The organism is Pradoshia sp. (assembly GCF_051873915.1).
Taxonomy (GTDB): Bacteria; Bacillota; Bacilli; order Bacillales; family Pradoshiaceae; genus Pradoshia.
On the sequence record NZ_JBJEFJ010000100.1, the window covers coordinates 9,696 to 34,805 of the forward strand.

Here is a 25,110-nt window from a genome sequence, read left to right on the forward strand (position 1 = left end):
CATGTAAATCGTCACCATATTGTCGATGTCCCTCGACATAGTTTTAGACATTTTAGAAGAGATGAGTTTATTGAACATGGATTTCCTACTCGACGTTCTTGGTAAATCTTCATAAGATTTAACAATTTATATTGGAGGGTGGATCTTTTTCCGTATCCACCTTTTTAGTAGAGTATGTTCTTGTATGCAGGGGAAAGGAATAGAATTGTAAATATATTCAACTAATCTTTTCTACCATTTAGTATAGTAGGATTTTTTAACAATTATATTATCACTGGACAAAAAGGCATATCCGTTTAGGATTATGCCTTTTTTGTTTTCTTCAAATAAATTCCAGCTCGAGATTTCAAATCTATTTCATCCAGAAGATCTCTATAGAAACTAAGATTAAAAGAATCTTACAATCACCACTAACTGCCGCCGTTAACTCAGCCCGCCGTACTTCCCGCCAAAGAATAACAGCGGCTTTCCTTCGTTCAGCAGCAGTTCCTTCACTTCACCAATAAACAAGGTATGATCACCAGCAATCTGTTCACTGTATACGTCACAAAATATACTGGCAATGGCTCCCTTGATCAAAGGCCGTTCATCAACCCAATCAAATTCTACATTCTGTTTTTCTTCTGACTGTCCTGCAAAAAGGCGTGAGATGGATTCCTGCTCCTCCGACAGAATATTAATGACGAAGCTTTGCGATTGCTGAATCTTTTGCAGCATCCTTGCCTTTTCACCGATTGAAATCATGACGAGCTTTGGATTTAGGGAAACAGACATAAAGGCATTGGCTGTCATACCGTGAACCATCCCATCTGCCTTTGTTGTCAGAACGGTCACTCCTGTGGCGAATTTTCCCATCGCTGAACGAAACAAACGATCCTCCATATATCCTCCCTCATTTCTAACAGATTCCACATGTCTTCTATATGATGAATTCAGGCTTCTTTTTCTTCAGCAGGGGCTCTTTCATTCTGCAGACTTCTCCTGTATGAACATCCAGCACCTCCGAGGCTTCGTCAAACCAGCAGTCTGGCGCTTTCGCTCCCCAAAATGTCTGTCTCCTCGGGTCATCTAACTTCCAATGCAGAGGGCCGACATCTGGATCACAGGTCAGATAATCTCCGTTATAGAGCTCAATACGATGGCCGTCCGGGTCTCTTAAATATAAGAAGAAGGCATTGGATAAACCATGTCGCCCAGGTCCCCGTTCAATCGAATGAGCAAACCCTAGAGCAGCGAGCACATCACAAGCATGAATAAGCGCTAAGGGGTCTGGAAGCCAGAAACCGATATGATGGAGCCTTGGACCAACCCCGTTCATGAAGGCATGGTCATGCACACCATGCTTTCGGTGCAGCCAGCATGCCCAGAGTTTTCCGTCTTCATCAATCGTATCCTCTGAGCAGGAGAATCCAAGCTCCTGAGAATAGAAGTCATGTGCTTTTTGAACATCCGGTACTGCACAGTTCACATGGTCGATTCTTTGCACTCTGGAGCCCTTGTAAAGGTCATATCTTTGCAACAACCGCTCCACCTGGTTCATTTCATGAAAGAATTCTACCGGAAGCCCGGATATATCCTGGGTGCGTAAAGCTCTGCCCATAGCATGCTGGCTTCCTTTATCCATCCATTTTGTCTTTAATCCCTTAGCGGTAAATAGATTCTCCAGCGCATCCAAGTCCTTGTCATTTGATACTTTATAGCTTATCGCCTCCACACTTGGTGCTTCAGCCTTTTGAAGGACCAGACTGTGATGATGAATTTCCTCCAGTCCGCGTAAATAAATATGCGTATCTGTACTTTCTGTCTCAATGAACCCTAAAGTATCGATATAAAATTCCCTGGAACGATTCAGATCAGTGACATTCAATATCGTTCTCGCAACACGAATAATATTAAAGTCCATAAACTCCTCCCTTTCCGAGTGGTATCCTTACTGAATTTCTGTTGCGGTAATCTGCTGCTTCTTTTTCACCCCAAATTTTGGAATGGACTGTTCGCCAATCGCCACATGAACAACCTGTGTTTCAGTATAAAATTCGAAGCTGTAATGGCCGCCCTCCCGGCCAACGCCGCTGTTTTTAGATCCGCCGAATGGAATCCGCAAATCGCGTACATTTTGAGAATTAAGCCATACCATACCGCTGTCCACCTTCTGAGCCAGTCGGTGACCCCTTTTGATATCACCGGTCCATACATAAGCTGCCAAACCATACTTTGTATCATTCGCCATCTCAAGCGCCTGTTCCTCTGACTTGAATGGAATGACCGCCATAACCGGTCCAAAGATTTCCTCTTGTGCGACAGTCATATCATTCCGGCAATTCAAGAGGAGTGTTGGTGCCACGAAATTCCCCTCTCTTAATTCAGGCGGAATTGTTCCGCTAACGATTTCCGCTCCCTCCTCTTCAGCCAGCTGAATATACCGCTTCACATTTTCGTAATGCTCCCTATGAATCAGCGGACCGACTTCACTAGCGGGATTCATCGGATCCCCGATGATGATATTATTCACACGTTCTTTCAGAGATTGAACAAATTCCTCATAAATCCCCTCTTGGATAAATAAACGGGAATTTGCTGTGCAGCGTTCCCCATTAAAAGAAAAGATGCCCCATACGACTGCATCAAGCGCCTTCTCTACATCCGCATCATCAAAGATAATGGCAGGAGACTTGCCTCCTAATTCCATCGAAACACGCTTTAGTGTCGCTGCTCCGTTGCGAATGATTTCTGAGCCGGTTTTTGTTTCTCCCGTAAAGGAAATTAATTGAACGTCCGGATGGGCCACTAAGGCAGCTCCGGCCGTTTCCCCAAATCCATGTACAATATTAAAGACCCCTTTTGGAAGACCTGCCTGGTCAATGATTTCAGCCAGCTTGTTTGCCGTCAAAGGCGACCATTCCGCAGGCTTCAGCACGACCGTATTCCCTGTCGCAAGTGCAGGTGCCACCTTCCATGTCTCCAGCATAAAGGGAGCGTTCCATGGCGTAATCAGCCCGGCTACCCCAACAGGCTTGTGAATCGTGTAATTGATGTATTCCTCATCTACCTGGTACGCTTCCCCGACAAGGCGGCTATTGACCATCTCCGCATAAAAGCGGAAATTCTCCGCTGCTCTTGCTGCCTGCTTCTTTGTTTGGCTGATTGGCAAACCCGTATCTAATGACTCTAAATAAGAGATCTCCTCTGCTTCCTGTTCAATCAAATCTGCAATTTTTTTGATATAACCCAATCGTTCCTTTACGGATAACGCTCGCCATGGCCCATGGTCGAATGCTTGTCTTGCCGCTCCAACCGCTAAATCAATATCCTCTTTTTCTCCCTCGGCAACCTGATTGATTTCTGTATTTGTAAAAGGACTGATATTACTGAACCGGTTGTTTGAAATCGCTTCCAAAAATTCGCCGTTTATATACTGCTTTACATTCCGAACGACATAGGCTGTCATCGAACTCCTCCTGTCCATAAAGATTATTGGTTAACGCCTTCTAAATATCCATATGTTTGCAAAGTTTGCTTAATCTCATCGTGAAGCTTACCTGAAGGGGGTTCCATCGGCGGTCTCATCGCCGGATGAATCTTGCCAATCATGCCCATGGCAGCCTTCAATGGTCCTGGGTTCGTTTCCTTAAAAAGTACATCATTCAGCGGCATCAGCTTATAATGCAGGTCAAGCGCTTTATCGACATCGCCTGCTTTCCAATAGTTATACAGGTCGGCAACCTCCTTCGGCGCGACACATGCCGTTGCGCTGATATGACCAGCTCCCCCAATCGCAAGCATTGGGTAACAAAGAAGTTCAATACCGGAATATAGGAGGAAATCCCTCCCGCAATGAAGCAAGACGCGATTCACATGCTCGAAATCCTTATTGGATTCCTTCACACCAATAATATTCGGACAATCCTCCACCAGTCTCGCCAATGTCTTAACCTCAAGGTTCACAGCGGTTCGTCCCGGAATATTGTAAACAATGATTGGGATATCAACGGAATTAGCAACTGTCTTGAAATGATTGTATAATGCTTGCTGATTAGGCTTGTTATAGTACGGAACAATTACCAGCGCTGCATCCGCTCCCATCTCCTGAGCGCGCTTGGTTAAATGCAAAGTCTCCCGCTGATTGGCTGAGCCGGTACCCGGCATAACAGGCACCCGTTTGCCGGCTGCTTTGATGGCCGTTTCCATGACCATTTCTCTTTCTTCTATGGACAATGAGCTTGGTTCACCTGTAGTCCCGCAAACCGAAACGCCGTGAGATCCACTTTCAATATGCCAGTCAATCAACTTTCTCAAAGCTTCCGTGTCCACATCCAGTTCTTCATTAAATGGCGTAATAATCGGGGCTATTGACCCTCTCAATCTACTCTTAACATCCTCAAACATCTAACCGCTCCTTTTCAGTATATTCAGAAATTTACGGGTGATAGGCATGCATCTGCCCATCCTTCGCCTATAAAATTTGCTGGCTGCTATCTCCTTTTCGATGGAGGAAAGCATCAATCGTATTCTTGCGATGCTTCCTGATAATAGATTCAACTTGTTCCATAGGGGCTCTTTCCTTCAAACATTGAATTAGCTCTGAATGCTCTTGAATGGATTGGTACGCTCTTTTGGGAACCATTGAGAAAATAGATTTACGTACTCGATCCATCCGGTCCTGTGTCTCTTCAATTTTCTCAACCAACACGGGGTTGCCGCATTTTTGAATAATGCTGGCATGGAAGGAACGATTTAGTTCTCCAAATAACTCAAACTCATATTCACCGACAGCCTTTTCCATGTCATTGTTTAATTGAATCAGCTTTTCAATGTCCTCGTCAGTTAAAAGCTGGGCGCTGAGTGCTGTAGCATAGCCCTCTAAAACACTTAGAACATTAAGGGTATCGATATACTCTTTTTCATCTATGCTTGTTACAACAGCCCCGCTATATGGCTTGTAGGTAATGAGCCCCTCTGACTCCAATTGTCTAATGGCCTCCCTAACTGGAATAATGCTCACCCTCAGCTCTTTTGCCACTTGATCAATCACAATCCGCTGCCCAGAACCAAAGGTACCGTCCAAGATGCGTGCACGTAAATGCGTATACACAAATTCCTTTTTGCTCATTGATTTTACATTCCTTTCCATACGGATATCATATATGAAATCATATATGATTTCAATTTAATTTTTAATCTTCAGAATATTTTAGGTCTAACTGCTTATTGCTAAAGCTTATCCTGCATTTCATAACTCCCGCATCATTCAGCATTCATACAGAAAAAGCATCCCTCTATCCAAAAGGATAGAGGGATGCTTTTTGGTTAACGCTTATTAATTGGAGAATGGATAACTCATGACAATCAATTCTCCTTTAGGTCCCATCCGTCTCTCCCATGAGTCCACGAAACCGCATTTCCTATATAAGCTTTGTGCAGCCGTATTCTTCACATTTACGGCAAGGATGATTTCTGTCATGTCTTAGAAATGAAATTGAATGAACGCTGGCAGCAGACTCAAAGCCTTTTTGGCATATCCCCTTCCTAGGTAGCGGTGATCTGTCGAGAATGCCCGGATTAGGATCGCCTGCTTATTTGTTGTGTAAGTGCTAGTTCCCTCTCCGTGATGAAGGACGAAGAAGGTGACAAGTTGATCTTCCTCAATTGCCAATACTGGTAAACGGTGAGCATCACCTTTAGAGAGCTCAATGCATTCAGAAGGCATAGCCGTATAGCGCAGTTGGTCATCCTGCAATTGGTATTGTTTGGTTTTTGCTTGATAGCAATCCTTGTAAAAGTGAAGCTCCATCATCCCATCCCATCCCCTCAAAAGAACATTTGTTCTAATTATACCAATATATTCAAGATGGGTGCAATCTAATAATCATCTATCTTCTTTCTGGGATTTCTAATAGTTCATTGACTTGATTGATATAAACGGCTATCGCAAAAAACACTATCCAGCAAACCTAAGAAACGAAAAAGGATCTCAGAGACATATCATTCCTCGCCGATCTTATGTAAAGTCCTATAAGACATCTTTGCCTCGTTCCTAGCAGAATGAAGGGAATATACCGTCTCATTTCCTCCAGATAGAGCAAACCGTTTTGTCCTATCGCCTGTTTTTACGAGAAAAAAATTCATACATTTCACTAAGCCATAGTCTTCTGCAAACCAAGCCATTCCTACTGTATACCAGTAAAGAGGGTGAATCAAATATAACTCCTGTATGCGGGCTTGTTCTTCATCTGACAAAGGTGGAAAAATTCAGCCTATGTGCGCCGTTGTTATATGTCAGTTTTTGTAAACCAATTAACACCCTATACAATCAATCAAAAGTACTACTATAACAAATTAGTATGAAAAGAAAGTAATAACATCATCCTCAAATTAATTTAGAGTAGTTTTCCCATTCGATTTGCATATCATTAGACCCATTCCACTCTAACCAAATCTAACAATAACCAATCATCCATGCATGCCTGCAACCATTTTTTAAGGGTCTAAAAACCTATTTTATACCATTTTTCATTAAGTTTCGAATATTCTCTTCCATTCCTCCTGTATCTTTAGCCACATTGACGTTAATTAACCTGACTCTATATTATTAATTTTGTAACCATTATTTAATATTGTAAAAAGTTTGTAAGTTTTACACACATTTTGAAACAAAAGGGGACTCATTATGGAAATGCATATTGGATTGATCATTACGTTAATCATGTATATCATCTTCTTTACTTTTCAGTCACTATACATTTTCATACCGCTTCTAACGGTAAAAGGCCCACGCTTCTCTGGCAAAGAGAATACCTTTGAACAAGGGATATCTGTCTTAATACCTGCCTACAATGAAGAATCGGTCCTGAAAAATTGTATACAAGCCATGCTCCATGTCGATTACCAAAAGTATGAAGCGTTCATTATTAATGACGGGTCATCTGACAACTCAATGAAACTTTTGAACTCTCTCCTTCAGCTGAAGGAATGCAAGAGAAATAAAGCTAATGTGCTGGAGCATAAAGCGATACGGGGAGTCTATCAATCTAAACTCTACCCAACCATTTTTGTTATTGATAAGGAAAATGGCGGAAAGGCTGATTCCCTCAATGCAGGGATTGAATATGCCTCCTTTGAGAATATTATTACGCTTGATGCTGACAGCTCATTAGATGTCCGTTCACTAAGCATCATTAATGAAGCTTTCACTGATAAAGATGTAGTAGCTGCCGGCGGTATGGTTCATATCGGACAGGCTTTTCACGGAGATTACACAAATCCTAAGCCACGGTTTTCGATTAATCATTTAATGAAGTTTCAATTTATGCAATATTTAGCCAATTTCTATTTGTATAAGATCACACAGACAAGGTTTAATGCGTTAGCCATCATTTCAGGCGCATTTGGGGTATTTAAACGGAGCATGCTTTTCGAAGTGAAGGGGTACCGTATCACGGTCGGCGAGGATATGGACATCACGATGAGGATTCAACGTTTGATCAAGACCAAATATCCTGATAAGAAAATCATCTTCATTCCAGAAGCCGTTTGCTATACAGAAGGACCGGAAACCTTCCGGGATTTGTTTAAGCAAAGAATCCGCTGGCAGAAGGCCTTTATTGACTGCATTATGATTTATGGCACATCACTCTTCAGGAAATTTGGATTTGGCGTTTCTGTCTTTCTATTAGTGGATGCATTGATGCTCGGTACATTGACCGCTTTCCCGACGTTAATTATTCCATTCATGATTCTTTTATCCGGTTCAGGCGCTGTCCTTGCACTCATGCTCTTTCTCTTTTCCTTCAGCCTTGGTGTTTTCCAAAGTGTCGTGAGCTTAATCATCACCCACCGCCTTGGCCATGCCTTCACGGTACGCGACCGGCTCCGGCTTTGCTATTTCGTCCCATTAGAGATTGTCAGTTATCGTTTTCTCGGCGTTATTTTTAATACCTTTGGAACAGTCGCCTATTTCATCAATAAGAACAGCTGGAATAAGGTTCAACGCGTTGGGAAACAGCACCAAACGTACAGCGAAGAATTGACTGGTTCAGAGAATGTCATTCCTATTCTGCAGAAAAGCAAAAAAACGAGCTAGAGGTAGATGAATATGAAGAGAAAGTTTAATACAACGTTTATACTTGTCTTTGTTGTCCATTTTGCAGTACTAAGTGTTCTATTCGCCCAAAACTTTGAAGCAATTGCCTATGGCAAGCTGCAATTTGTTTCAGATAAGCCGCTTGAATTGGATCGTAAAAATGAAATTCGGACTTTTGATGACACCAAAAAGAAGAAAGCGAAACAGGTTCCAGTTCTGATGTATCATCGTATTATTAAATCAGATGACCTCCAAACGAACCACTATAATGAAGAGGGAGAACTATACGGTACGATTGTGACAAAGGAACAATTTAATGAACAAATGCGCTTTTTACATAAGAAGGGCTATACAACATTAACCTTAGCTGAGTTTCAGGCTTATATGAATGAGGATTTGGATGTACCTGAAAAAAGTGTGCTTATCACCTTTGATGATGGGTTCAAGGATAATTACATCAATGCATATCCCATCCTGAAAAAATATGATCAGCGCGCATCTATTTTCTTAATTGCTGGAAATATCGACCGAGATCCAAGAGATTATGACCCGGCAGATGCCCAATTCTTAAGTGTTGAGGATATTGAGGCTAGTACAGATATCTTCGATTATGAAAGCCATACGTACAAATTCCATGAACGAGATGAAAGCGGAGCTGCTTTCTTAACATCTAAGCCGAGGGAGGATGTCCTTGAGGATATTGAGATTGGCATGGAGCTTGTCGGCTCCAAGACAGCCTTCGCCTACCCGTTTGGTGAGTATGATGGTGAGACCATCAAAATCTTAGAAGAGCTAGGGATGGAAATGGCCTTTACGATTAAAGATGGAATGGCTAAACCAGGAGGCAACCTTCTCGAGATTCCAAGAAGGGGAATCTACCCGGGGACAACGATGGAGATTTTCGAACTTCTCCTTACCTATGAATAAGCAAAGGACCGAAAGAGGATACGCCTTCTTTCGGTCCTTTCTTTATGTAGATATTCATGATGAGCTTCCAGTGAGTCTCACCTTTTGCTCATTATTCGTCTGTTCAATTATTAAGACATTTTCGAGTAAGTGATCAATGAACGGGGGATAGAAATCGGCTGTTTCCTCAAGGCTTGCGTACAGGACATTTGCTTTTCTAGCAGCCTTCTTCAAAAAGGCCATATAGGATTTCACAAGAATCAGCTTCTTCCTTTTCAAATCAAACTCAGCAAGTTGAATATGATAGCTTCCTTGCCCCTTAGCTTTCTCCTCATACAGTTCCTTAAGCTCCACCTCAAGCGTTCGGATGGCGTAATATTCAGAGAGCAGCTGCGGAGATACAGATGCCTCATGGTCTTGTATCTTATCAAGGATCCTTTCAGCTAAGGAACAAGCATCCATTACTTTTACTGATTCCTTTTTTCGATGCTCTTTAATCAAATATAATTCTCTTTCAAAAAATCCGTAGGTTTGTTTAATTCTCATCGCTTGAGGAAGAATGGTTGAACTCAATTGAGAGAACACTAGCCTATTTTCCTGCTTTTTCTTTTGGGACCATACACCCTCTGCAGCAGACAGAATTGAGCTTAATAGTTGGGAAGCTTTCTTCATGCCCATCCTCCTTCATTATCAGCCATATACTATTTTCTTTTCTATCGACACATTAAACTCTCATTAAACCTAGTATAGCGATAAGGTGACTTTTATCCTACAAAAAGAGCATTTAGACCTACCTATCCTAACACGGAATTCTGGACAAAAAAAGGAATGAAGAGCCCAATGACTCCTTATTCCTCAATTCTTCTCTCGTTTCGGCCTCTCTTCAAATACAAGCTCGATTAAATAAGAGATAACCCCTAATAACAATTCCGTTCTTACAGGGATGGTTATCCCTAATATACATTCATCTGCAATATAAAATGACAGGGCGGAGAATGCTACCATCATGATTGATCGTATAATGAACCGTTTAGAGGATTGAAATCCTCTGCTCACGAAACCTGTTACCAGTTTAGAGAGCGGCTCTATAAAGAAATCAATCAAGAGCAGCAGCAACGTAAAATAAACAAGGGCCTTCACCGACTCGTATGTAACGCCAAGCAGACTGAAAAAGCCTGCGATCCCAAAGAAAAAGATGCCAAAGACGAGCAAAATCGCCAAAAGGACTAAAATGACGACCATGCCGAGCGCAAGCAAACTCCCAAACCACCCCATGTCCTTGAAATCATCATCATGATTGTCCTTCAATGGTCCCCGACCTTTCTAGTATGTATTTTCATCAAAGGATTGCTATCCGATAAAATGAATGATACTATATACTAAGCATACAAGAACACATTGAAATAGTACCATTTTCAAGATATATTCTTCCTAATAATCATGATTTCCACCCTTTTATTGATTGCTTCACCCAGATACATAAAATAAAAGGAGGTTATTTTATGGAAGAATTGTACGAGCCGTATATTAGAAAGTATGATTTCTTTATCTATGAGGATGAACTGTTTCACAATGTAGATTTAGATTTTGAAGAATATGTGAAAGAAGATTAATAAACAAAGGATTGGTCCAATCTATGGCACCAATCCTTTCTTATTTTATGCGGATCGTTTATTCATATTCCTTCTCAAACATTTGGTTGCTCCTGACAGTGTCAATTGGCCGTACCACCGATTCAATATATTCACGCTTTGGCTCAAGGAATGGCGGCAAAGATAATTTTTCTCCCAAAGTCTCATATGGTTCATCCCCCATAAATCCCGGTCCGTCAGTCGCAAGCTCAAATAGAATCTGCGGAGCCACTCTCGTATAAAGTGATTCAAAGAAATGGCGATCAACATAGCCGGAAGACGGCAGACGGAATTGCTTCATCCGTTCAATCCATTCATTCAATGCCTCTGTATCCTCGACTCTGAAGGCCGCATGATGTACCGTTCCATAGCCCTGCTGCGCATATGGCAAGGATGTGTTCTTCTCCACGATAACCTGTGCTCCATTTCCGCCTTCACCCATCTCAAATAAATGGATATCCCCATCATGGTCGATTTCAGTGAAATGATAGACCTTCTCTAATACTTCCTTGAAGTAATCAAATTCAGCAATTCGAATATGAACCGGTCCAAGCCCTGTAATGGCATATTCGAGCGGAATGGGCCCGTTTTGCCATGGGATGCCGCTTGGCACACCTTCATTCTGCTCATCAGAAATCAATTGGTACTGCTGATCATCAAAATCTGCAAAAGACAGCGTCTTCTTCCCAAATTGCTCCTTGATGCCTGTATGTTCAATCCTTAAGCGGTTAAATCTCTTGACCCAATAGTCCAGCGCCTCATCTGTCGGCACCCGAAAGGCTGTTCGATAAATCTCATTTGTTCCATGGGAACCTTTAGGAATCCCCGGAAAATCAAAGAATGTCATATCTGTCCCTGCATTGCCCTTGTCATCGGCAAAGAATAAATGATAGGTTTGTATATCGTCCTGATTGACTGTTTTCTTAATCAGCCTCATCCCAAGCACATGCGTAAAGAATTGATAATTTTTCTCTGCACTGCTTGTGATGGCTGTGACATGATGAAGTCCTTTTATTTTGTTCATAAATCATCCACCCCCATATTGATACTTTTAATTTATCTCGAATTCGAGATAATGTCAATTTATTCGCTTTTTGAATTTTTCTTAATCCACATCACCTTTCATATAAAAAACAACTACCTTTTGATTTTTACTTCAACATCTTGATCCCACTGCCTTCACGTTTATAAATAATAAAAAGCTGACCCGAAAGCCAGCTCTGCCCAAAGCATCTAAATCATCCATTATTTTTAAGAGTCTTTAACAATGCCGGCCTTCTCAGCCGCCATTCCTTTTATCGCAGCTCCTATGTGACGAATCGCTTCCTTCCCTTGGTCAAGCGCGTCTGCCATACTGACAAAGCCATGAATCATCCCTTTATATTCCTTATATTGCACCGATACACCAGCGGCAGCAAGTGCATCTGCATACATCCTTCCCTCATCCCGAAGCGGGTCATATTCTGCCGTTAAGACAAGGGCCTTCGGAAGAGCGCTTAAATCCCCAGCCGACAGCGGGGAGGCATAAGGTGAGGTCCTGTCCTCATCACGGAGATATTGATAGGCAAACCAATTCATCATATCCTTCGTCAGAAAGTAACCCTCTGCATTCTCTTTCATGGAAGGAGTTGAAACAGTAAAGGATGTGGCAGGATAAATGAGTACTTGGCCAGCCATTTTCGGACCGCTCCGTTCCTTAGCCATCAAGGTCACGACAGCAGCCAGATTCCCTCCCGCACTGTCACCTCCGACGATGAGACAATCTCTCATCCCCCCATGCTCTTCAATATGTTTTTCCACCCACAAGAGAGCATGATAGCAATCCTCCGTCGCGACTGGAAATTTATGCTCCGGAGCAAGGCGATAATCAACTGAGACAACGATGGCCCCCGAGGCATTGGCAATCATTCTAGCCATACCGTCATGTGTATCCACACTGCCGATTACCCAGCCTCCTCCGTGAAAGAACAAAAAGACGGGATAGGGGCCGTTTCCTTCTGGAGTGTAAATTCTCGCCATAATCTCCCCATCTTCAACCGGAATCTGCACCTCCTGTATACGGCTTACCTCTTCCGGCTTTGAGCCTGTCCCCATATTTCTATTGGAAATGGCCCGATATTCCGATGGGCTAAATGAGCTAATGGTCGGTGCCCCTAGTGAAGCCTCTGCCATTTGCTCAAGAAATCCTTTGACCTGCGGATCAAGCGGCATATAGAATCCTCCTTATTCTTATCAGATGGTCACTCTATCTACCAAATTATTCCACTTGTTTGTGCTAGATTCCTTTAGGTCAATGGGCCTGTTTTCAATTCAATTATTTTTTCCTCAGCTCTTCGCTTAGTTCATTAATTTTCTTCTCCATGCGCTCAAGCTGCTCATTCCGTCTTTTACGAGAACGAATAAAGGCAATAATCCCTGTAATGAAAACTGCCAAAACAATGAAACTGAATAATTGAAAAAGGATATCCCCTGTATTAAAGCTGCTGCTCATATCATCACCTCAAATCTAGTGTATAGATTATGGTTTATTTTTACAATCACCAAATCGAAGAATAGCTATTTCTCTATAAAAAAAGGAAATAGGCTCCTACTAATCGAATTAGTAAAGAAATATATTGATAGAGAAACAAGGGGGAAAAGATGAAAAGACTAAAAATCTTGATGACGGTTGGGCTGCTTACTACGGTCCTCTACGGGTGTGAGGAATCCATTGCTTCGGAGAAGAGCAGACAAAAAGATAATACAATCAGCAGTGTTCAAAGCTTCTCCGATCGAGAGAATACCATTCTGACAACTGCAGCGGAAACGGCCATGGTATTTGACTTTCAATTGGCCAATCAGTATAAGGAAATAAAGGTCTGGATTGAAAAATATCGCTTTGGAAAATTAATCGATGATAAATCAGGCTTGAGCGGCACGGATTCCTTTAAGGACAGCGGAACCATCGTATTTGCCGCACCAAGAAGCGTCGAAGAAGATATGCCGTTCACTTACCAGATTGGTATTGGTAACAATGGGCAATTCATGACGACAGCTCAAACAGATGAAAATCAAACAAAGGATGACCAGTTCGAAAAGATGGGAATGGTTTGGGGAAGCCTGGAAGAAGAAAAAAGCATACCCGATAATGAAGATTTCTTGTTGGGATACATCGGATTTTCCAGTGACGACAGCGGCATAAGTTCCGTAAGCAGCGAGCTTTTCCACAAGCTAGGCAATGAACAAGAAGAACTCCAAGATTATGATATTGCCTATTTAATTAAAGCGCGCTTTATCCGGTAAAAAATAACACCCGGAAATCTCGTTTCCGGGTGTCATCTATCCTTTATTCTTTATGCATGATGTTAATCTTATGTGATTTGCTGACTTCCTTTTTCGGTACATCAATATAAAGCATGCCATTTTTGCTTTCTGCTTCAATCTTGTCCACATTGATATTGCCTGGCAAGGTAAAGCTTCTGTAGAAGGACCCATAGCTATGTTCTTCCACATGCATGCGTGTATCCTTTTCCTCATGTTTGCTGCGAACACTCTTTTCTCCTTTTACGACCATCACATTGCCTTCAAGCTCAATGTCAACTTCCTCAGGATCTACTCCTGGAAGCTCCAGCTCAATCAAGTAGCTGTCTTTCTTCTCAGAAATATTCATTGCCGGAACAAGCTTGTCAGGGTCAGTAAAGAAGGAATTAGACAAAGAAAACGGCGTATCATCAAAAAAACGCTGCAATAGTCCGTTCCAGTCATTTGGGTAAGATGGCTGTACTGATTGATTTTCTGGATGTTTGTGACGAATTGGTTTCATGCTGCAATCGCTCTCCTTATAATCAATTATTGTAAAGCACAATAATCGCTATACCCTGTATGAGAGCAAATAAACTATTTAAATATATTTTTTAGCCACTTTATACTGATAAATTTTATTTCTTCTTCTCTCTTCCTTCTCTATTCACCATTATTTTTGAATAACGATATTCTTTTACAATCCTAATGCTTCCCGCATAAACGCATCAATTCGCTCAACATTTGCGAGGTGCTGATTACATTGCATACTGTCCTGACAGATATAGTGGGCAAATGCCTGATAATTCATCGACTTTCCTCTAACCTTTCTCTCCACAGAGAATAAACCGACCTCAGCCTGCTTGTGACAAAAGTGGCATAATCCCTGTTTCGATGAAGGTGTGATTCGACCGCTGATTCCCCTCAAGCTTCCATCCACGGCTTTCACGATAAATTTGCGTTCATTATGCGTCCAGCCGAAATACGTAAGCTCCTCCATTTGCTCCTGCGGAAGCAGCGGATACTGGAGTTTCTTCACCTTTCGGAAGAGCTTTGTCAGCTGAGCGTCAGATAGAGCAGGAAAAGGAATTCTCCATTTGACAAGTTCACTTAAGAATCTCTCATAATCTGCTTCTGTTCTAATTTCACTCAAGTCGTTCAGGCACTCTCTCTGTTCATCCGTCAATGTCTGGAACTGTTCATACACATAGAATTGACTGTTATCAATAAAGGTTTCCTGCACATGCCGATCATGAACTGTATGACGCGCATGCACAATCTGCCTTGCTTTTTCCCGAATAAAGACGTATTGGTGGTTTTCAATAAACGGTTTCATTCTTGCCTTCACCTCCGTTTTTCCATTTTATCATGCTTGACTCGCTGGATAAACATTCATCTTTCATATAAAAAGAAATTGGCACCATGCAGAGAGCTGCCGTATTAAGCGCAGCCCCCTGCTTGGTGCCTACTTTCGATAGAGTATATTACGAATGGTATAAGGGGAGAGGCTGTACTGGTCAGCCAATTCGGTAATTGCTGCGCCTTGCCGATAAGAAGCCCTTATTTCCTCATTCCTTTTATTCGTATATTCCTTTGCCTTGGTCAAACTGCCCCATGGTTTTCTTTCTTCCTCTTTGACGGGAATATACAGTAAGTCACCGTCTATATATTTTTGAATTTCCTCAAGTAGTTCCTTTGGGAGAATTCTATTGGCCGATTGATATTTCATGTTAGGCTCGCTCCTTCATTATTTTGGTTAAATAACGAATTGAGCCTTTTATGATTGGGCGATTAAATGTGTACTACAATGCCGCTCCATATGAAGGATCGCCGCTAATAAAAGGCTTCATATGGAACGCTTGAGTATCCTGCTTTCGCATGCTGACCACCTCCATTTTTTACTCTTGCTCACTGATTATACGTCTTTCGTCCCCAAGTAAACAATAGACCTTTCCACACAGAAAAATTATCCTTTTGACTTCTGCCTGAAAGTATTGTACATTACAAAAGGACGAACATTATTACAAAACAAAATAATTTCATTCGGATATAGAGGTGCAAACACATGAGAAAAGTATTTGATTACGAAGATATCCAGCTAATTCCCGCAAAATGCATAGTTGACAGCCGTTCAGAATGTGACACAACCGTTACACTTGGAGCTCATTCCTTCAAGCTCCCTGTCGTGCCTGCAAACATGCAAACCATTATCGATGAAAACATCGCAGTCAAGCTGGCCGAAAATGGCTATTTCTATATCATGCATCGATTCCACCCGGAAGAACGTGTTGCCTTTATTCAAAAGATGCAAGCCCGCGGGTTGATCACATCCATCAGTGTCGGTGTCAAACCAGAAGAATATGAATTTATCGAGCGTCTCGCGAAGGATGGCCTTCTTCCTGATTACATCACAATCGATATTGCACATGGTCACTCGAACTCTGTGATCAAGATGATTCAGCATATCAAGAAGTATTTGCCGGAGAGCTTTGTCATCGCCGGAAATGTCGGCACTCCTGAAGCCGTGAGAGAGCTTGAAAATGCCGGTGCTGACGCCACCAAGGTCGGCATTGGACCAGGTAAAGTATGCATTACCAAAATCAAGACTGGCTTCGGTACAGGCGGCTGGCAGCTGGCGGCTCTTCGCCTATGCGGTAAAGCTGCAACAAAGCCAATCATCGCTGACGGCGGTATCCGCACACATGGTGATATCGCGAAATCCATCCGTTTCGGAGCAACAATGGTTATGATTGGCTCCCTTTTTGCCGGGCATGAAGAATCACCAGGCGAAAGCTTTGAGATAGACGGGAAACGTTACAAAGAATACTTCGGATCCGCATCTGAATACCAAAAAGGCGAACGACGAAATGTGGAAGGCAAGAAAATGTATGTTGAGTATAAAGGTCCTCTAATGGATACATTGATTGAAATGGAACAGGACCTCCAATCCTCCATCTCCTATGCCGGCGGGAAAACAATAGAAGCAATCCGCACCGTTGACTATGTTGTCGTGAAGAATTCCATCTTTAACGGAGATCGAGTATTCTAATCTTTCATCATGCTACTTGCACAAAAAGGAGGCGTTCAATAGGAGCGCCTCCTTTCTATTTATCTATTATCCAGCCCTCTTCCCTGATTGCAGCTCATACATTTGATAATATCTGCCCTTCAAGCTCATCAGTTCATCATGGCTGCCCCGCTCAACAATCTCCCCTTTATCAAGAACCAGGATTTGGTCTGCATTCTTAATAGTTGACAGACGATGGGCAATGATAAAGGTCGTCCGTCCTTTTTTGAGGACATCCATCGCCTCTTGTATGAGTGTCTCTGTTTCCGTATCAATGCTTGATGTCGCTTCATCTAGGATAAGGATTGCTGGATTAAAGGCTAATGCCCTGGCAAAGGATATCAATTGGCGCTGACCAGAGGATAACGTACTGCCCTTCTCAACCACAGGCTCATCAAAGCCATGCTCAAGATTGGCAAGGACACGATCTGCCCCAACATCCCTTAAAGCCTTCTCTGCTGCTTCCTTCGTAATCTTCGGATCATCAAGCGTGATATTGGAGAGAATTGTCCCTGTAAAGAGATACGGGTCCTGCAGGACAATGCCCATATGCTCTCGCAGCGTCTGCCTTGGGATATCCTTCAATTCTTTTCCATCCAGAAGAATCGCTCCTTCTTGGTAATCATAGAAACGGAATAAGAGATTCATAATGGAGCTCTTTCCGGAGCCAGTATGACCAACAAGTGCAATTGTCTCTCCTTGATTCGCCTCAAAGCTAATATTCTTCAAGACGTGTTCTCCTTCTTTATAACCAAACGACACTTCTTTAAATTCGACATGTCCATTCAAGCGTGCTATCCGCTTATCCTCGACATCTGTTCCGTTTTCGTCAAGAAGAGAGAATACACGTTCTCCGGCAACCATCGCTTGTTCAAAATTGGCGAATTGGTTGACAATCCCCGAAATAGGATGAAATAGCCTGTTTAAATAATTGACCATCGCATACAGCACCCCAAGCGTTACAACAGATTCACCCGAAGCGGCAAGTCCGCCGAAGTACCAGATAAAGAGCGTCAGCGTAATGACGCGGAAGGCACCGACAAGATTTCCGTTCAAGAGAGAATTCAAGCGCTGCATTTTGCTCTGGTAAATATAATGCTCTGAGTTCAGCTCCTCAAACTCTGCCTGCGTCTCCTTCTCACGCCGGAATGCCTGAATGATGGTCATCCCATTGATGGATTCATTGATCATTGCATTGATATCACTGATTCTAGCTCGGATGACCCGGTTATATTTCGTCGCAAATTTACGGAACACAATCGTCCATACGATGAGAATCGGGATGACCAAGAGCGTGATCGCTCCAAGCTTTGGACTAAGTAAAAACAAGGCGATAATTATCCCAATGATGTTCACCGTGCTTGAGAAGAAATTTGCGAGCACTCTGACATACAGTTCGCGGATAGCCTCTGTGTCATTCGTAATACGCGCAACCAGCTTCCCTGCTGGCAAATTATCAAAGTATCGGATTGGAAGGCGCTGAATATGAGCAAATACCTCCATCCGCATGGATTGAATAATCCGATTGGCTGCTTTCTGTAAATAATAGCTCTGCCCATATTGGAAGAAGAAGGCTACGACCATAATGGCGAAATAAATCAAAATCAACTTGATGATTCGATTAATCTCCGGCTCATAAAACTGCATAATCTCCGTGCCTGACAGTTTAGCCGCTTCATATTCAGCCGTCTTTCCGCCATTGGTAACAGTCAATTTCCCCTCTTCATAGGAGCGTTCTCCATCAAACTTAAGCGGCTCGTTCAGGAAGAGGAAGGTGGTTCCCGTCTGGACAACGGAAACTGCCTCTCCGCTCCATTCCCCCTCTTGCAGATAAGCCTCCCGCTTATACCATTTCCCTTCAAACTGGACGGCATCCTCCGTCTTTTCTGTCTCTACCCATGGCTCTTCTATTCCCATAATATGATTATCGATAATATTCTTCCCGATATAAGGGCCAATGAGTTCAGCCGCAACAGAAATAGAGAGCATGATGAGGGCGAGAATAATCGTGCCTTTGAAGCGGACCGCATAGCGGTACAGACGCTTCATCGTTTTCGCACTGGATTCCGTTTGTTCGAGATGTTCATTCATGCGCTCACCCCCGTATTCGCCTCAACTTGCTGGCGTTCAAATTGTTCCTTGTACCAGCCGCCCTTCAAGACTAAATCTTCATGAGTGCCCTCTTCGATGACCCTTCCGTCATCAAGGACAATAATCCAGTCGGCATGCTGTACCGCAGACAGGCGATGCGTTGTAATCATCGTCGTTTTCCCGCTTCGTTCTTCTTGAATATTCTTAATAATGGTCGTCTCTGTCTTCGCATCGACCGCTGACAAAGAATCATCCAATATCAAAATCTCCGGATTCTTAATCAATGCTCTTGCGATAGAGATTCGCTGCTTCTGACCGCCTGACAGCGCGATTCCCTTTTCTCCCACTAATGTTTCAAGTTCATTCGGCAGCATGATTAGGTCCTTCTCAAAATCAGCTAAGCGGATGGCTCTCCAGAACTCTTCCTCTGTCGCATTTTTATTACCGAAGAGAATATTCTCCCGAATGGTCTTTGAGAATAAGACATGGTCCTGCGGTACATAGCCAATCCAGTCACGCACTCCATCAAGCGGCTGCTTCTCAATTGGGATATCCGCAATTGCAAGGACTCCCTCACCAGCAGGATACTCACGCAGCAGCTGCTTGATAAAGGTCGTCTTCCCGCTGCCTGTTTTCCCGACAATCCCGATGGTCTCCCCCTTGCCGATATTGACATTTACTTCAGCGAGATTATCTACCTTCGAGGAAGGGTAACGGAAACGGACATCTTCATAAGCAACGGTTGCCGGGTCTTCAACCTCAACCGGCTCTTCCACATTCTTGACATCCGCCTCATAGCTGAGCGTTTCATTCATCCTATCAAGCGAGGCATTCCCTCTCTGCATAATATTAATCAGTTCGCCAATGGCAATCATCGGCCATATCAGCATCGTCAAGTAGACATTGAATGTGACAAGCTGACCGATAGAGAGTTGCTGGGCAAAAACGAGATTAGCCCCATACCCAAGGCTGATCAGATAACTGATACCGATAACAAAGGTAATGACCGGATCAAAGAAGGAATCCACCTTAGCTACATCCATGTTCTTCTTATACACATCCTCCGTCATTTCCTCAAAGCGTTTCTCATCCGCCCGCTCCTGAACATAGGCACGAATTACACGGACGCCGGCAACCGATTCCAGTACCTTATCGTTCAGCTCGCCGAAGGCATCCTGCGCAGCTGTGAAATACTCATGAATCTTCTTGCCGCCCTTATTCACGGCCCACGCCATAAGCGGCAGGGGCAGAAAGGCCGCAAGCGTCAATTCCCAGCTGATCGTAATCGCCATTGTGAGCAAGATTGCCAGCATATAGAGCGATGAATCCATCAAAGTCAAAATTCCGTAACCCGCGGTAACAGAAATGGATTTCAGATCATTCGTCGCCCTTGCCATTAAATCGCCGGTCCGATTCTTCTCGTAAAAGGTCGGCGTCATCTTCAAAAGATGGCCCATAAAGCCCGAACGCAGCTTTCTCTCAAGGACAAATGCCCCGCTAAAGAGCTGATAATTCCAAATATAGGTCAAACCATATAAGGAAACGATCAGGGCAATCATCCACCAAATATAAGTCATCAGTGTATCATTCGTCATGGTTCCCATCCCAATATCATCAATGGCCATTCCGACCAGCATTGGCGGCAGAACCTCAAGCACATTCACCACATTCAATAGAATGATAGCAACCGTATATCGTATCCAATGTTCTTTAAAAAACCATCCTAATTTCTTAAAAACCGAAAACATTCCATCCCCTCCTCATCTTCATTCCGCTATCTGTTATGGCTACGTACTGTTCATCGATTCCTCTTTTGAAATCTTGACCGTGAATAAACGTCTCATCATCTTCATTCCTCCCTTTTATTCATAACCTTATCAACCAACAAAAAAAGACTGCAGCGGTGCCGGCGAGGCGCCCTTATATCCGAAAGAATCCATAAAGACGTGAAAACACGCCCTTACAATCCTAACGAACACAAGGGGCTCACACAGCAGCGTGCAGCCTTTCGTTCAAAACGAATGGTTAACCTCGTTTATCGAAACAAGAGGACTGCACAATGAATATGAACATCAGTTGAAATAAATACTGGTTTTACTCTTTTCATCGTACAGCCCTCCTTTCATTGGTAAGTGAATTGGTTATTTACTTAACATAGGTTACTACTTTTGGAATTGTTAGTCAATTGTAAATTTAAAAAATTTAAAAAATTAAGCTAATGCCCACTAACTCGCAAGCCTGCAAGCCCCTCATATCCTCACAGTTCCTTCGTCATGAACACACTATTTGGATCATCCCAATAATCGGCAAAAGGCGGACAATAGGTAAATCCAAAGCTTTCATACAGCTTTCGGGCTGGAGAGAAGGCTTCCATCGAGCCCGTCTCTAAGGAAAGCCTTCTGTATCCTCGCTTACGGGCTTCGTCTATTATGAAAGCAAGCAATGCTCTTGCAGTGCCTTTGCGCAAATGAGCTGCAGCCGTACGCATTGATTTGATTTCACCATGTTGGGAATCAAGCTCCTTTAACGCTCCGCAGCCTAATAACTCTCCATTCTCCCAGGCACTCCATACGGTTACATCCGGTTTCCTCAGTTCCTCAAGACCAAGAGCATGGATGCTCTCAGGAGGAGAAGTCAGATACATGCCTGCGAGATGTTCACTTATTAAATCAGCCATCTCCCTGCTTGATAAATCGTCTAGTTTAATTTTCATTTCCGTCCGCACCTTCCTATGACACGATTGTGATGAGTTAAGTATAGCAACTTCACACTTTCTTTAAAGATTTATTATAGAAATAAATCTGCCTAGTCTTAGATTCAATTGATACTGTAGAAAGACAAAAGTTCACTACACTTATCCCATTCATTTTAAGATGGTTTTAAATGATGAATTTGTACATTTGTTAATTTTTTAAAACTACCTTGCAATAAATAGTACTAAATGTCATACTATAGATACTACCTAAGATTATATAATAGCTCAGAAAGGAGGGTACGAAGTGAATGTCCAATTTAAGAAAGGTGTGCTGGAGTTATGTGTTCTTGTTCTTGTGAATAAGCGGGACCGGTACGGCTATGAGCTCGTGCAGGAGATCTCCCATAAATTCGAAATCTCCGAAGGGGCCGTTTACCCTCTTCTAAGACGCCTCACAAAGGAAGAGTTTTTTACAACCTACCTTAAAGAATCGACAGAAGGACCTTCACGAAAGTATTATCATATGACACAAAGTGGTCGTACCTATATGGAACAATTGATAGAGGAGTGGCGTACATTTTCTATTGGTGTTAATCAAATTATTAAAGAGGGTGAAGAGTGTTGAACAAAGAAGCATTCATGAAAGAACTAGCTGAACAGCTTCGCGGGCTCCCGCCAAATGAGCAGGCTGAAATTCTTGCAGATTATGCCGAGTATTTCGACCTTGGCTTGCTAGAGGGAAAAACAGAACAAGAGATTGCCTTAGGCCTTGGTTCACCAAAAACAATAGCGAAAGAGTTGGTGCTTAATAGCTCCATCGAAAAAACTGAACATAACCTCTCCATGACTAATGTTCTTCGTATAATCGGCCTGACCATTGGACTAGGATTCTTGAATTTTCTCCTTATTGTCGGCCCAATGATTGCCATCGTCAGCATCCTGTTTGCCGGATGGATTGCCAGTATAACCATGATTGCCGCTCCCATCATCCAATTAGCCGAGATTTTGTTTGATTTCAATCATTTCTCCCTTTTTGAGGTTTTCGTCTCTATTGGGGCTTGCGGCCTTGGTCTTCTCCTGTTCATCGGGATGTACCATCTATCCAAACTCTCCATGAGACTGACCATTCGTTATTGCAAATGGAATATGAACATTGTGAAGGGCAGGGAATCATATGTTTAAAAAGATTTTCATTACTGGAGTCCTATTAATAGCCATTGGCGGTATCGGCGCCCTTCTTACAGCAAAGTCTTACTTCTCCGCTTCAGAGCAGGAAAAGAGTGCCACGACTTTCGCTGACGTCATCATTGACGAAATTGACATTAAAGGTAATCTTGGTTCTCTAACGATTCAACAAACGGATGGGGATGCTGTCACGGTTGAATCAATTGGACCAAAGAAAGGCCAATCGATTAATATCGAACAAGATGGGCGCACACTTAAAATATCAACACCTAATCAAGCTGGCATTAATTTTGGTATCCAGTTCAACAAGCAAGCAACCGATCTAATTATTCATCTTCCAGAAAAGACCTTTCGGCAAATCACTGCAGATACTGAAGTGGGCTCAATTGACATTTCAGGCATCAATGCGGAAATTATTAAATGTGAATCAGAGGTTGGGGATATCAATATCAAGGATTCTGCCGGAAAACTTGTCTTAAAAAATGAGATAGGCAATATTAACATTAAAGTCCCGGCAATAAAAGCGTCTATTACCGCCAGCAACGAGATTGGCGATATTGCGGTTTCTATTAGTGAAACACCCAAGGACCATTATATTAGTGCTAATTCAGAAATCGGTAGCATTCAAATATTCGGAAAGAAATCGAGCAGCTATATGAGCGGTAATGGCAGCATCGCTGTTGATTTGAAAACAGAGGTTGGCGACATAGACCTTACTAACTAATCTAAAGAACAATGAACCAAAAAAGCACGAATGTATTCATCCACATTCGTGCTTTTACATACAAAGCTATTCTGCTCCCGCCTTTTTCTGGCTTGCTGTCTCAAGTGCAATGACGGCGGCTGTAACTAGATGCATGATCATCCCTAAAAATGGGATAAACCCGACGACCGAGGTGATAATGCCAACGATATTACCAGCCGCTTTTTCCCCTGCCTTGGTCGAGAAAACGACAAGTATAATATGAAAAATAAACATAATTCCAAGTGGAGCCCAGCCTGTGGCTAATATGATCATTCCGCCTAAAATCGGAATTCCTAAAAATGCTTCTATTCCGGCCGAAATCCATTTCAATAAACGTAATGTGTCGCGATCCATCCTACTCTCCTCCTTCCCCGCATAGGATAAAAACATTTCGAACGATTCACATATCTTTAAGTTAAGTATAAGCTTGCAGGAACCACTTCGACAAGATTGCTCTCCCTCAAAAACTGCGAAACTAAATGAATATGTGAGCTGCCTATGAGCAATACAACACGGTCATCAGGAGCGGTTATAAGTTCAGCCAGATTCTTGTAAATAATCAGGTTCCGCTGATACCACCAACGCAGCCAATCAATCCCGACGTATTCCTCCCCTTTGCCAATTCGTGCAACAGTCATGTTTAACTCATGACCTAATTGTATCTCACTCTCTTGATTATACTCCTTCATCAGTTCATAAATGGACTTAGAGCCTGACTTTTCACGGATTGGCTTCTGATACTTTTCTTCAATCTCCTTATATAGGTCGGGCTGGTGTTCCTTTGCCCAATCATACACCTGTCCAATACCTCTGTTCCCAACCGATTCCATCCAATCAACGGCATATACTTGGTCATGCTCAAGCTCTTCAGCGATACGAAATCCAAATTGATAGACTTCATCAACCCCAAGTTCAAACTCCCCCCGCTGATAGCTTTGATACTCCTCATTTAAACGTTCATTCTCACTCTTAACCACTTCGAATGCCATCTTCGTAGGCTTAAAAGCTTTTACCCGTTCGATCACTTGCCTGATCTCCCGTTGTCTTTCCGCAAGTCCAATATCCCCTACATCCAGCCTGAACATATCCGCCGTGTAACGCATATGAAAGGTACCAAGCACCATCACTTTTGGTTTTTCCATACATTCTCCCTTGTATAGATATTTTTTTTAAATTAGGCAATGTTCCTCTTAAAGCTCTTGGTGAGTTTTTGCTTTCATCACCCGAAAAACAAGTCAATGATATTCGATGACTTCGAGGATTGCTTATTATAGAATTCTGAATATCCACAATTCTTACAATACACGACGATGAACGTATTATGCTGAACGTCCAGAAACTTCGATAACCCCGTTCCTGTCATCGCCACTTCCTTCTTACCCGCATCCCTGCTTCCGCATTTTACACAGCCTTTATCAGCCATAGTTCTTC

At 42.7% G+C, this 25,110-nt stretch carries 27 protein-coding genes; 7 read left to right on the forward strand and 20 right to left on the reverse strand.

From position 1 onward, the window contains the following. Positions 1 to 423: 423 nt before the first annotated feature. The 6 genes from ACI35L_RS09110 to ACI35L_RS09135 all read right to left on the reverse strand — a co-directional run bounded on the left by ACI35L_RS09110 (position 424) and on the right by ACI35L_RS09135 (position 5,794). Positions 424 to 882: a flavin reductase family protein gene (locus ACI35L_RS09110; RefSeq protein WP_049670298.1), complete on the reverse strand. Its 459-nt coding sequence runs from the start codon at positions 880 to 882 to the stop codon at positions 424 to 426. Between the two features lie 37 nt (positions 883 to 919). Then, a complete protein-coding gene (gene hpaD / locus ACI35L_RS09115; RefSeq protein WP_439802720.1) occupies positions 920 to 1,903 on the reverse strand; it encodes a 3,4-dihydroxyphenylacetate 2,3-dioxygenase in 984 nt (327 codons plus the stop codon). 27 nt (positions 1,904 to 1,930) lie between these two features. Next, positions 1,931 to 3,448 (reverse strand): 5-carboxymethyl-2-hydroxymuconate semialdehyde dehydrogenase, encoded by a 1,518-nt coding sequence (gene hpaE, locus ACI35L_RS09120; protein WP_049670296.1) that lies wholly within the window; start codon positions 3,446 to 3,448, stop codon positions 1,931 to 1,933. Between the two features lie 23 nt (positions 3,449 to 3,471). Beyond that, on the reverse strand, positions 3,472 to 4,386 hold the full coding sequence (gene hpaI, locus ACI35L_RS09125; RefSeq protein ID WP_049670295.1) for a 2,4-dihydroxyhept-2-ene-1,7-dioic acid aldolase: 915 nt from the start codon (positions 4,384 to 4,386) through the stop codon (positions 3,472 to 3,474). 67 nt (positions 4,387 to 4,453) lie between these two features. After that, positions 4,454 to 5,110: a GntR family transcriptional regulator gene (locus ACI35L_RS09130; protein ID WP_231589487.1), complete on the reverse strand. Its 657-nt coding sequence runs from the start codon at positions 5,108 to 5,110 to the stop codon at positions 4,454 to 4,456. 354 nt (positions 5,111 to 5,464) lie between these two features. Further along, on the reverse strand, positions 5,465 to 5,794 hold the full coding sequence (locus tag ACI35L_RS09135) for a hypothetical protein (protein WP_331456700.1): 330 nt from the start codon (positions 5,792 to 5,794) through the stop codon (positions 5,465 to 5,467). Between the two features lie 873 nt (positions 5,795 to 6,667). On the opposite strand from ACI35L_RS09135, the gene ACI35L_RS09140 reads away from it, so the two are divergent. Then, positions 6,668 to 8,080 carry a glycosyltransferase gene (locus ACI35L_RS09140; protein WP_049670292.1) on the forward strand — a complete coding sequence of 471 codons (1,413 nt, stop codon included), beginning with the start codon at positions 6,668 to 6,670 and terminating at the stop codon, positions 8,078 to 8,080. Positions 8,081 to 8,092: 12 nt separating this feature from the next. Further along, positions 8,093 to 9,007: a polysaccharide deacetylase family protein gene (locus tag ACI35L_RS09145; protein ID WP_049670291.1), complete on the forward strand. Its 915-nt coding sequence runs from the start codon at positions 8,093 to 8,095 to the stop codon at positions 9,005 to 9,007. Between the two features lie 54 nt (positions 9,008 to 9,061). On the opposite strand, the gene ACI35L_RS09150 is transcribed toward ACI35L_RS09145, so the two are convergent. From ACI35L_RS09150 to ACI35L_RS09170, 5 genes are all read right to left on the reverse strand, one after another. Further along, entirely contained in the window at positions 9,062 to 9,658 is a 597-nt protein-coding gene (locus tag ACI35L_RS09150; protein WP_049670290.1) for a hypothetical protein, read from the reverse strand. Positions 9,659 to 9,841: 183 nt separating this feature from the next. Continuing rightward, on the reverse strand, positions 9,842 to 10,294 hold the full coding sequence (locus ACI35L_RS09155; RefSeq protein WP_049670289.1) for a YrvL family regulatory protein: 453 nt from the start codon (positions 10,292 to 10,294) through the stop codon (positions 9,842 to 9,844). A gap of 363 nt (positions 10,295 to 10,657) precedes the next feature. Then, positions 10,658 to 11,641 (reverse strand): ring-cleaving dioxygenase, encoded by a 984-nt coding sequence (locus tag ACI35L_RS09160; RefSeq protein ID WP_049670288.1) that lies wholly within the window; start codon positions 11,639 to 11,641, stop codon positions 10,658 to 10,660. A gap of 227 nt (positions 11,642 to 11,868) precedes the next feature. Then, a complete protein-coding gene (locus ACI35L_RS09165) occupies positions 11,869 to 12,828 on the reverse strand; it encodes an alpha/beta hydrolase (protein WP_082197041.1) in 960 nt (319 codons plus the stop codon). 103 nt (positions 12,829 to 12,931) lie between these two features. Further along, positions 12,932 to 13,108 carry a DUF4083 domain-containing protein gene (locus ACI35L_RS09170; protein WP_156185571.1) on the reverse strand — a complete coding sequence of 59 codons (177 nt, stop codon included), beginning with the start codon at positions 13,106 to 13,108 and terminating at the stop codon, positions 12,932 to 12,934. Between the two features lie 149 nt (positions 13,109 to 13,257). On the opposite strand from ACI35L_RS09170, the gene ACI35L_RS09175 reads away from it, so the two are divergent. Next, positions 13,258 to 13,899, forward strand: coding sequence for a hypothetical protein (locus ACI35L_RS09175; protein WP_439802721.1), 642 nt, complete (start codon positions 13,258 to 13,260; stop codon positions 13,897 to 13,899). A 43-nt stretch (positions 13,900 to 13,942) separates the two neighbouring features. Here the strand turns inward: ACI35L_RS09175 and ACI35L_RS09180 are convergent, their stop codons facing one another. The 3 genes from ACI35L_RS09180 to ACI35L_RS09190 all read right to left on the reverse strand — a co-directional run bounded on the left by ACI35L_RS09180 (position 13,943) and on the right by ACI35L_RS09190 (position 15,625). Then, a complete protein-coding gene (locus ACI35L_RS09180; protein WP_049670286.1) occupies positions 13,943 to 14,419 on the reverse strand; it encodes an Hsp20/alpha crystallin family protein in 477 nt (158 codons plus the stop codon). Between the two features lie 174 nt (positions 14,420 to 14,593). Beyond that, a complete protein-coding gene (locus tag ACI35L_RS09185; RefSeq protein WP_439802722.1) occupies positions 14,594 to 15,232 on the reverse strand; it encodes a FusB/FusC family EF-G-binding protein in 639 nt (212 codons plus the stop codon). Between the two features lie 129 nt (positions 15,233 to 15,361). Beyond that, a complete protein-coding gene (locus ACI35L_RS09190; RefSeq protein WP_049670284.1) occupies positions 15,362 to 15,625 on the reverse strand; it encodes a CD3324 family protein in 264 nt (87 codons plus the stop codon). 336 nt (positions 15,626 to 15,961) lie between these two features. Here ACI35L_RS09190 and guaC point away from each other — a divergent pair, with 336 nt between their 5' ends. Continuing rightward, on the forward strand, positions 15,962 to 16,945 hold the full coding sequence (guaC, locus tag ACI35L_RS09195; protein WP_439802723.1) for a GMP reductase: 984 nt from the start codon (positions 15,962 to 15,964) through the stop codon (positions 16,943 to 16,945). Positions 16,946 to 17,011: 66 nt separating this feature from the next. Here guaC and ACI35L_RS09200 read toward each other — a convergent pair whose 3' ends face one another. The 3 genes from ACI35L_RS09200 to ACI35L_RS09210 all read right to left on the reverse strand — a co-directional run bounded on the left by ACI35L_RS09200 (position 17,012) and on the right by ACI35L_RS09210 (position 21,767). Continuing rightward, positions 17,012 to 19,054, reverse strand: coding sequence for an ABC transporter ATP-binding protein (locus ACI35L_RS09200; protein WP_049670282.1), 2,043 nt, complete (start codon positions 19,052 to 19,054; stop codon positions 17,012 to 17,014). Beyond that, complete coding sequence (locus ACI35L_RS09205) at positions 19,051 to 20,802, reverse strand: ABC transporter ATP-binding protein (protein ID WP_049670281.1); 1,752 nt, start codon at positions 20,800 to 20,802, stop codon at positions 19,051 to 19,053. Before ACI35L_RS09205 ends, ACI35L_RS09200 begins: the two co-directional genes overlap by 4 nt. Positions 20,803 to 21,311: 509 nt before the next feature. Further along, positions 21,312 to 21,767 carry a GNAT family N-acetyltransferase gene (locus ACI35L_RS09210; protein WP_049670280.1) on the reverse strand — a complete coding sequence of 152 codons (456 nt, stop codon included), beginning with the start codon at positions 21,765 to 21,767 and terminating at the stop codon, positions 21,312 to 21,314. 286 nt (positions 21,768 to 22,053) lie between these two features. Here ACI35L_RS09210 and ACI35L_RS09215 point away from each other — a divergent pair, with 286 nt between their 5' ends. From ACI35L_RS09215 to ACI35L_RS09225, 3 genes are read left to right on the forward strand one after another with little or no spacing between them, the layout of a single operon-like run. Further along, positions 22,054 to 22,374 carry a PadR family transcriptional regulator gene (locus ACI35L_RS09215; protein WP_439802724.1) on the forward strand — a complete coding sequence of 107 codons (321 nt, stop codon included), beginning with the start codon at positions 22,054 to 22,056 and terminating at the stop codon, positions 22,372 to 22,374. Next, complete coding sequence (locus ACI35L_RS09220) at positions 22,368 to 22,931, forward strand: HAAS signaling domain-containing protein (RefSeq protein WP_049670279.1); 564 nt, start codon at positions 22,368 to 22,370, stop codon at positions 22,929 to 22,931. Before ACI35L_RS09215 ends, ACI35L_RS09220 begins: the two co-directional genes overlap by 7 nt. After that, positions 22,924 to 23,658: a DUF4097 family beta strand repeat-containing protein gene (locus ACI35L_RS09225; RefSeq protein WP_049670278.1), complete on the forward strand. Its 735-nt coding sequence runs from the start codon at positions 22,924 to 22,926 to the stop codon at positions 23,656 to 23,658. Before ACI35L_RS09220 ends, ACI35L_RS09225 begins: the two co-directional genes overlap by 8 nt. Before the next feature lie 66 nt (positions 23,659 to 23,724). On the opposite strand, the gene ACI35L_RS09230 is transcribed toward ACI35L_RS09225, so the two are convergent. The 3 genes from ACI35L_RS09230 to ACI35L_RS09240 all read right to left on the reverse strand — a co-directional run bounded on the left by ACI35L_RS09230 (position 23,725) and on the right by ACI35L_RS09240 (position 25,102). Further along, positions 23,725 to 24,033: a hypothetical protein gene (locus tag ACI35L_RS09230; RefSeq protein WP_049670277.1), complete on the reverse strand. Its 309-nt coding sequence runs from the start codon at positions 24,031 to 24,033 to the stop codon at positions 23,725 to 23,727. Between the two features lie 56 nt (positions 24,034 to 24,089). Next, entirely contained in the window at positions 24,090 to 24,821 is a 732-nt protein-coding gene (locus tag ACI35L_RS09235; RefSeq protein WP_049670276.1) for a DUF5694 domain-containing protein, read from the reverse strand. Between the two features lie 77 nt (positions 24,822 to 24,898). Then, positions 24,899 to 25,102 (reverse strand): zinc ribbon domain-containing protein, encoded by a 204-nt coding sequence (locus ACI35L_RS09240; protein WP_049670275.1) that lies wholly within the window; start codon positions 25,100 to 25,102, stop codon positions 24,899 to 24,901. Positions 25,103 to 25,110 lie beyond the last annotated feature (8 nt).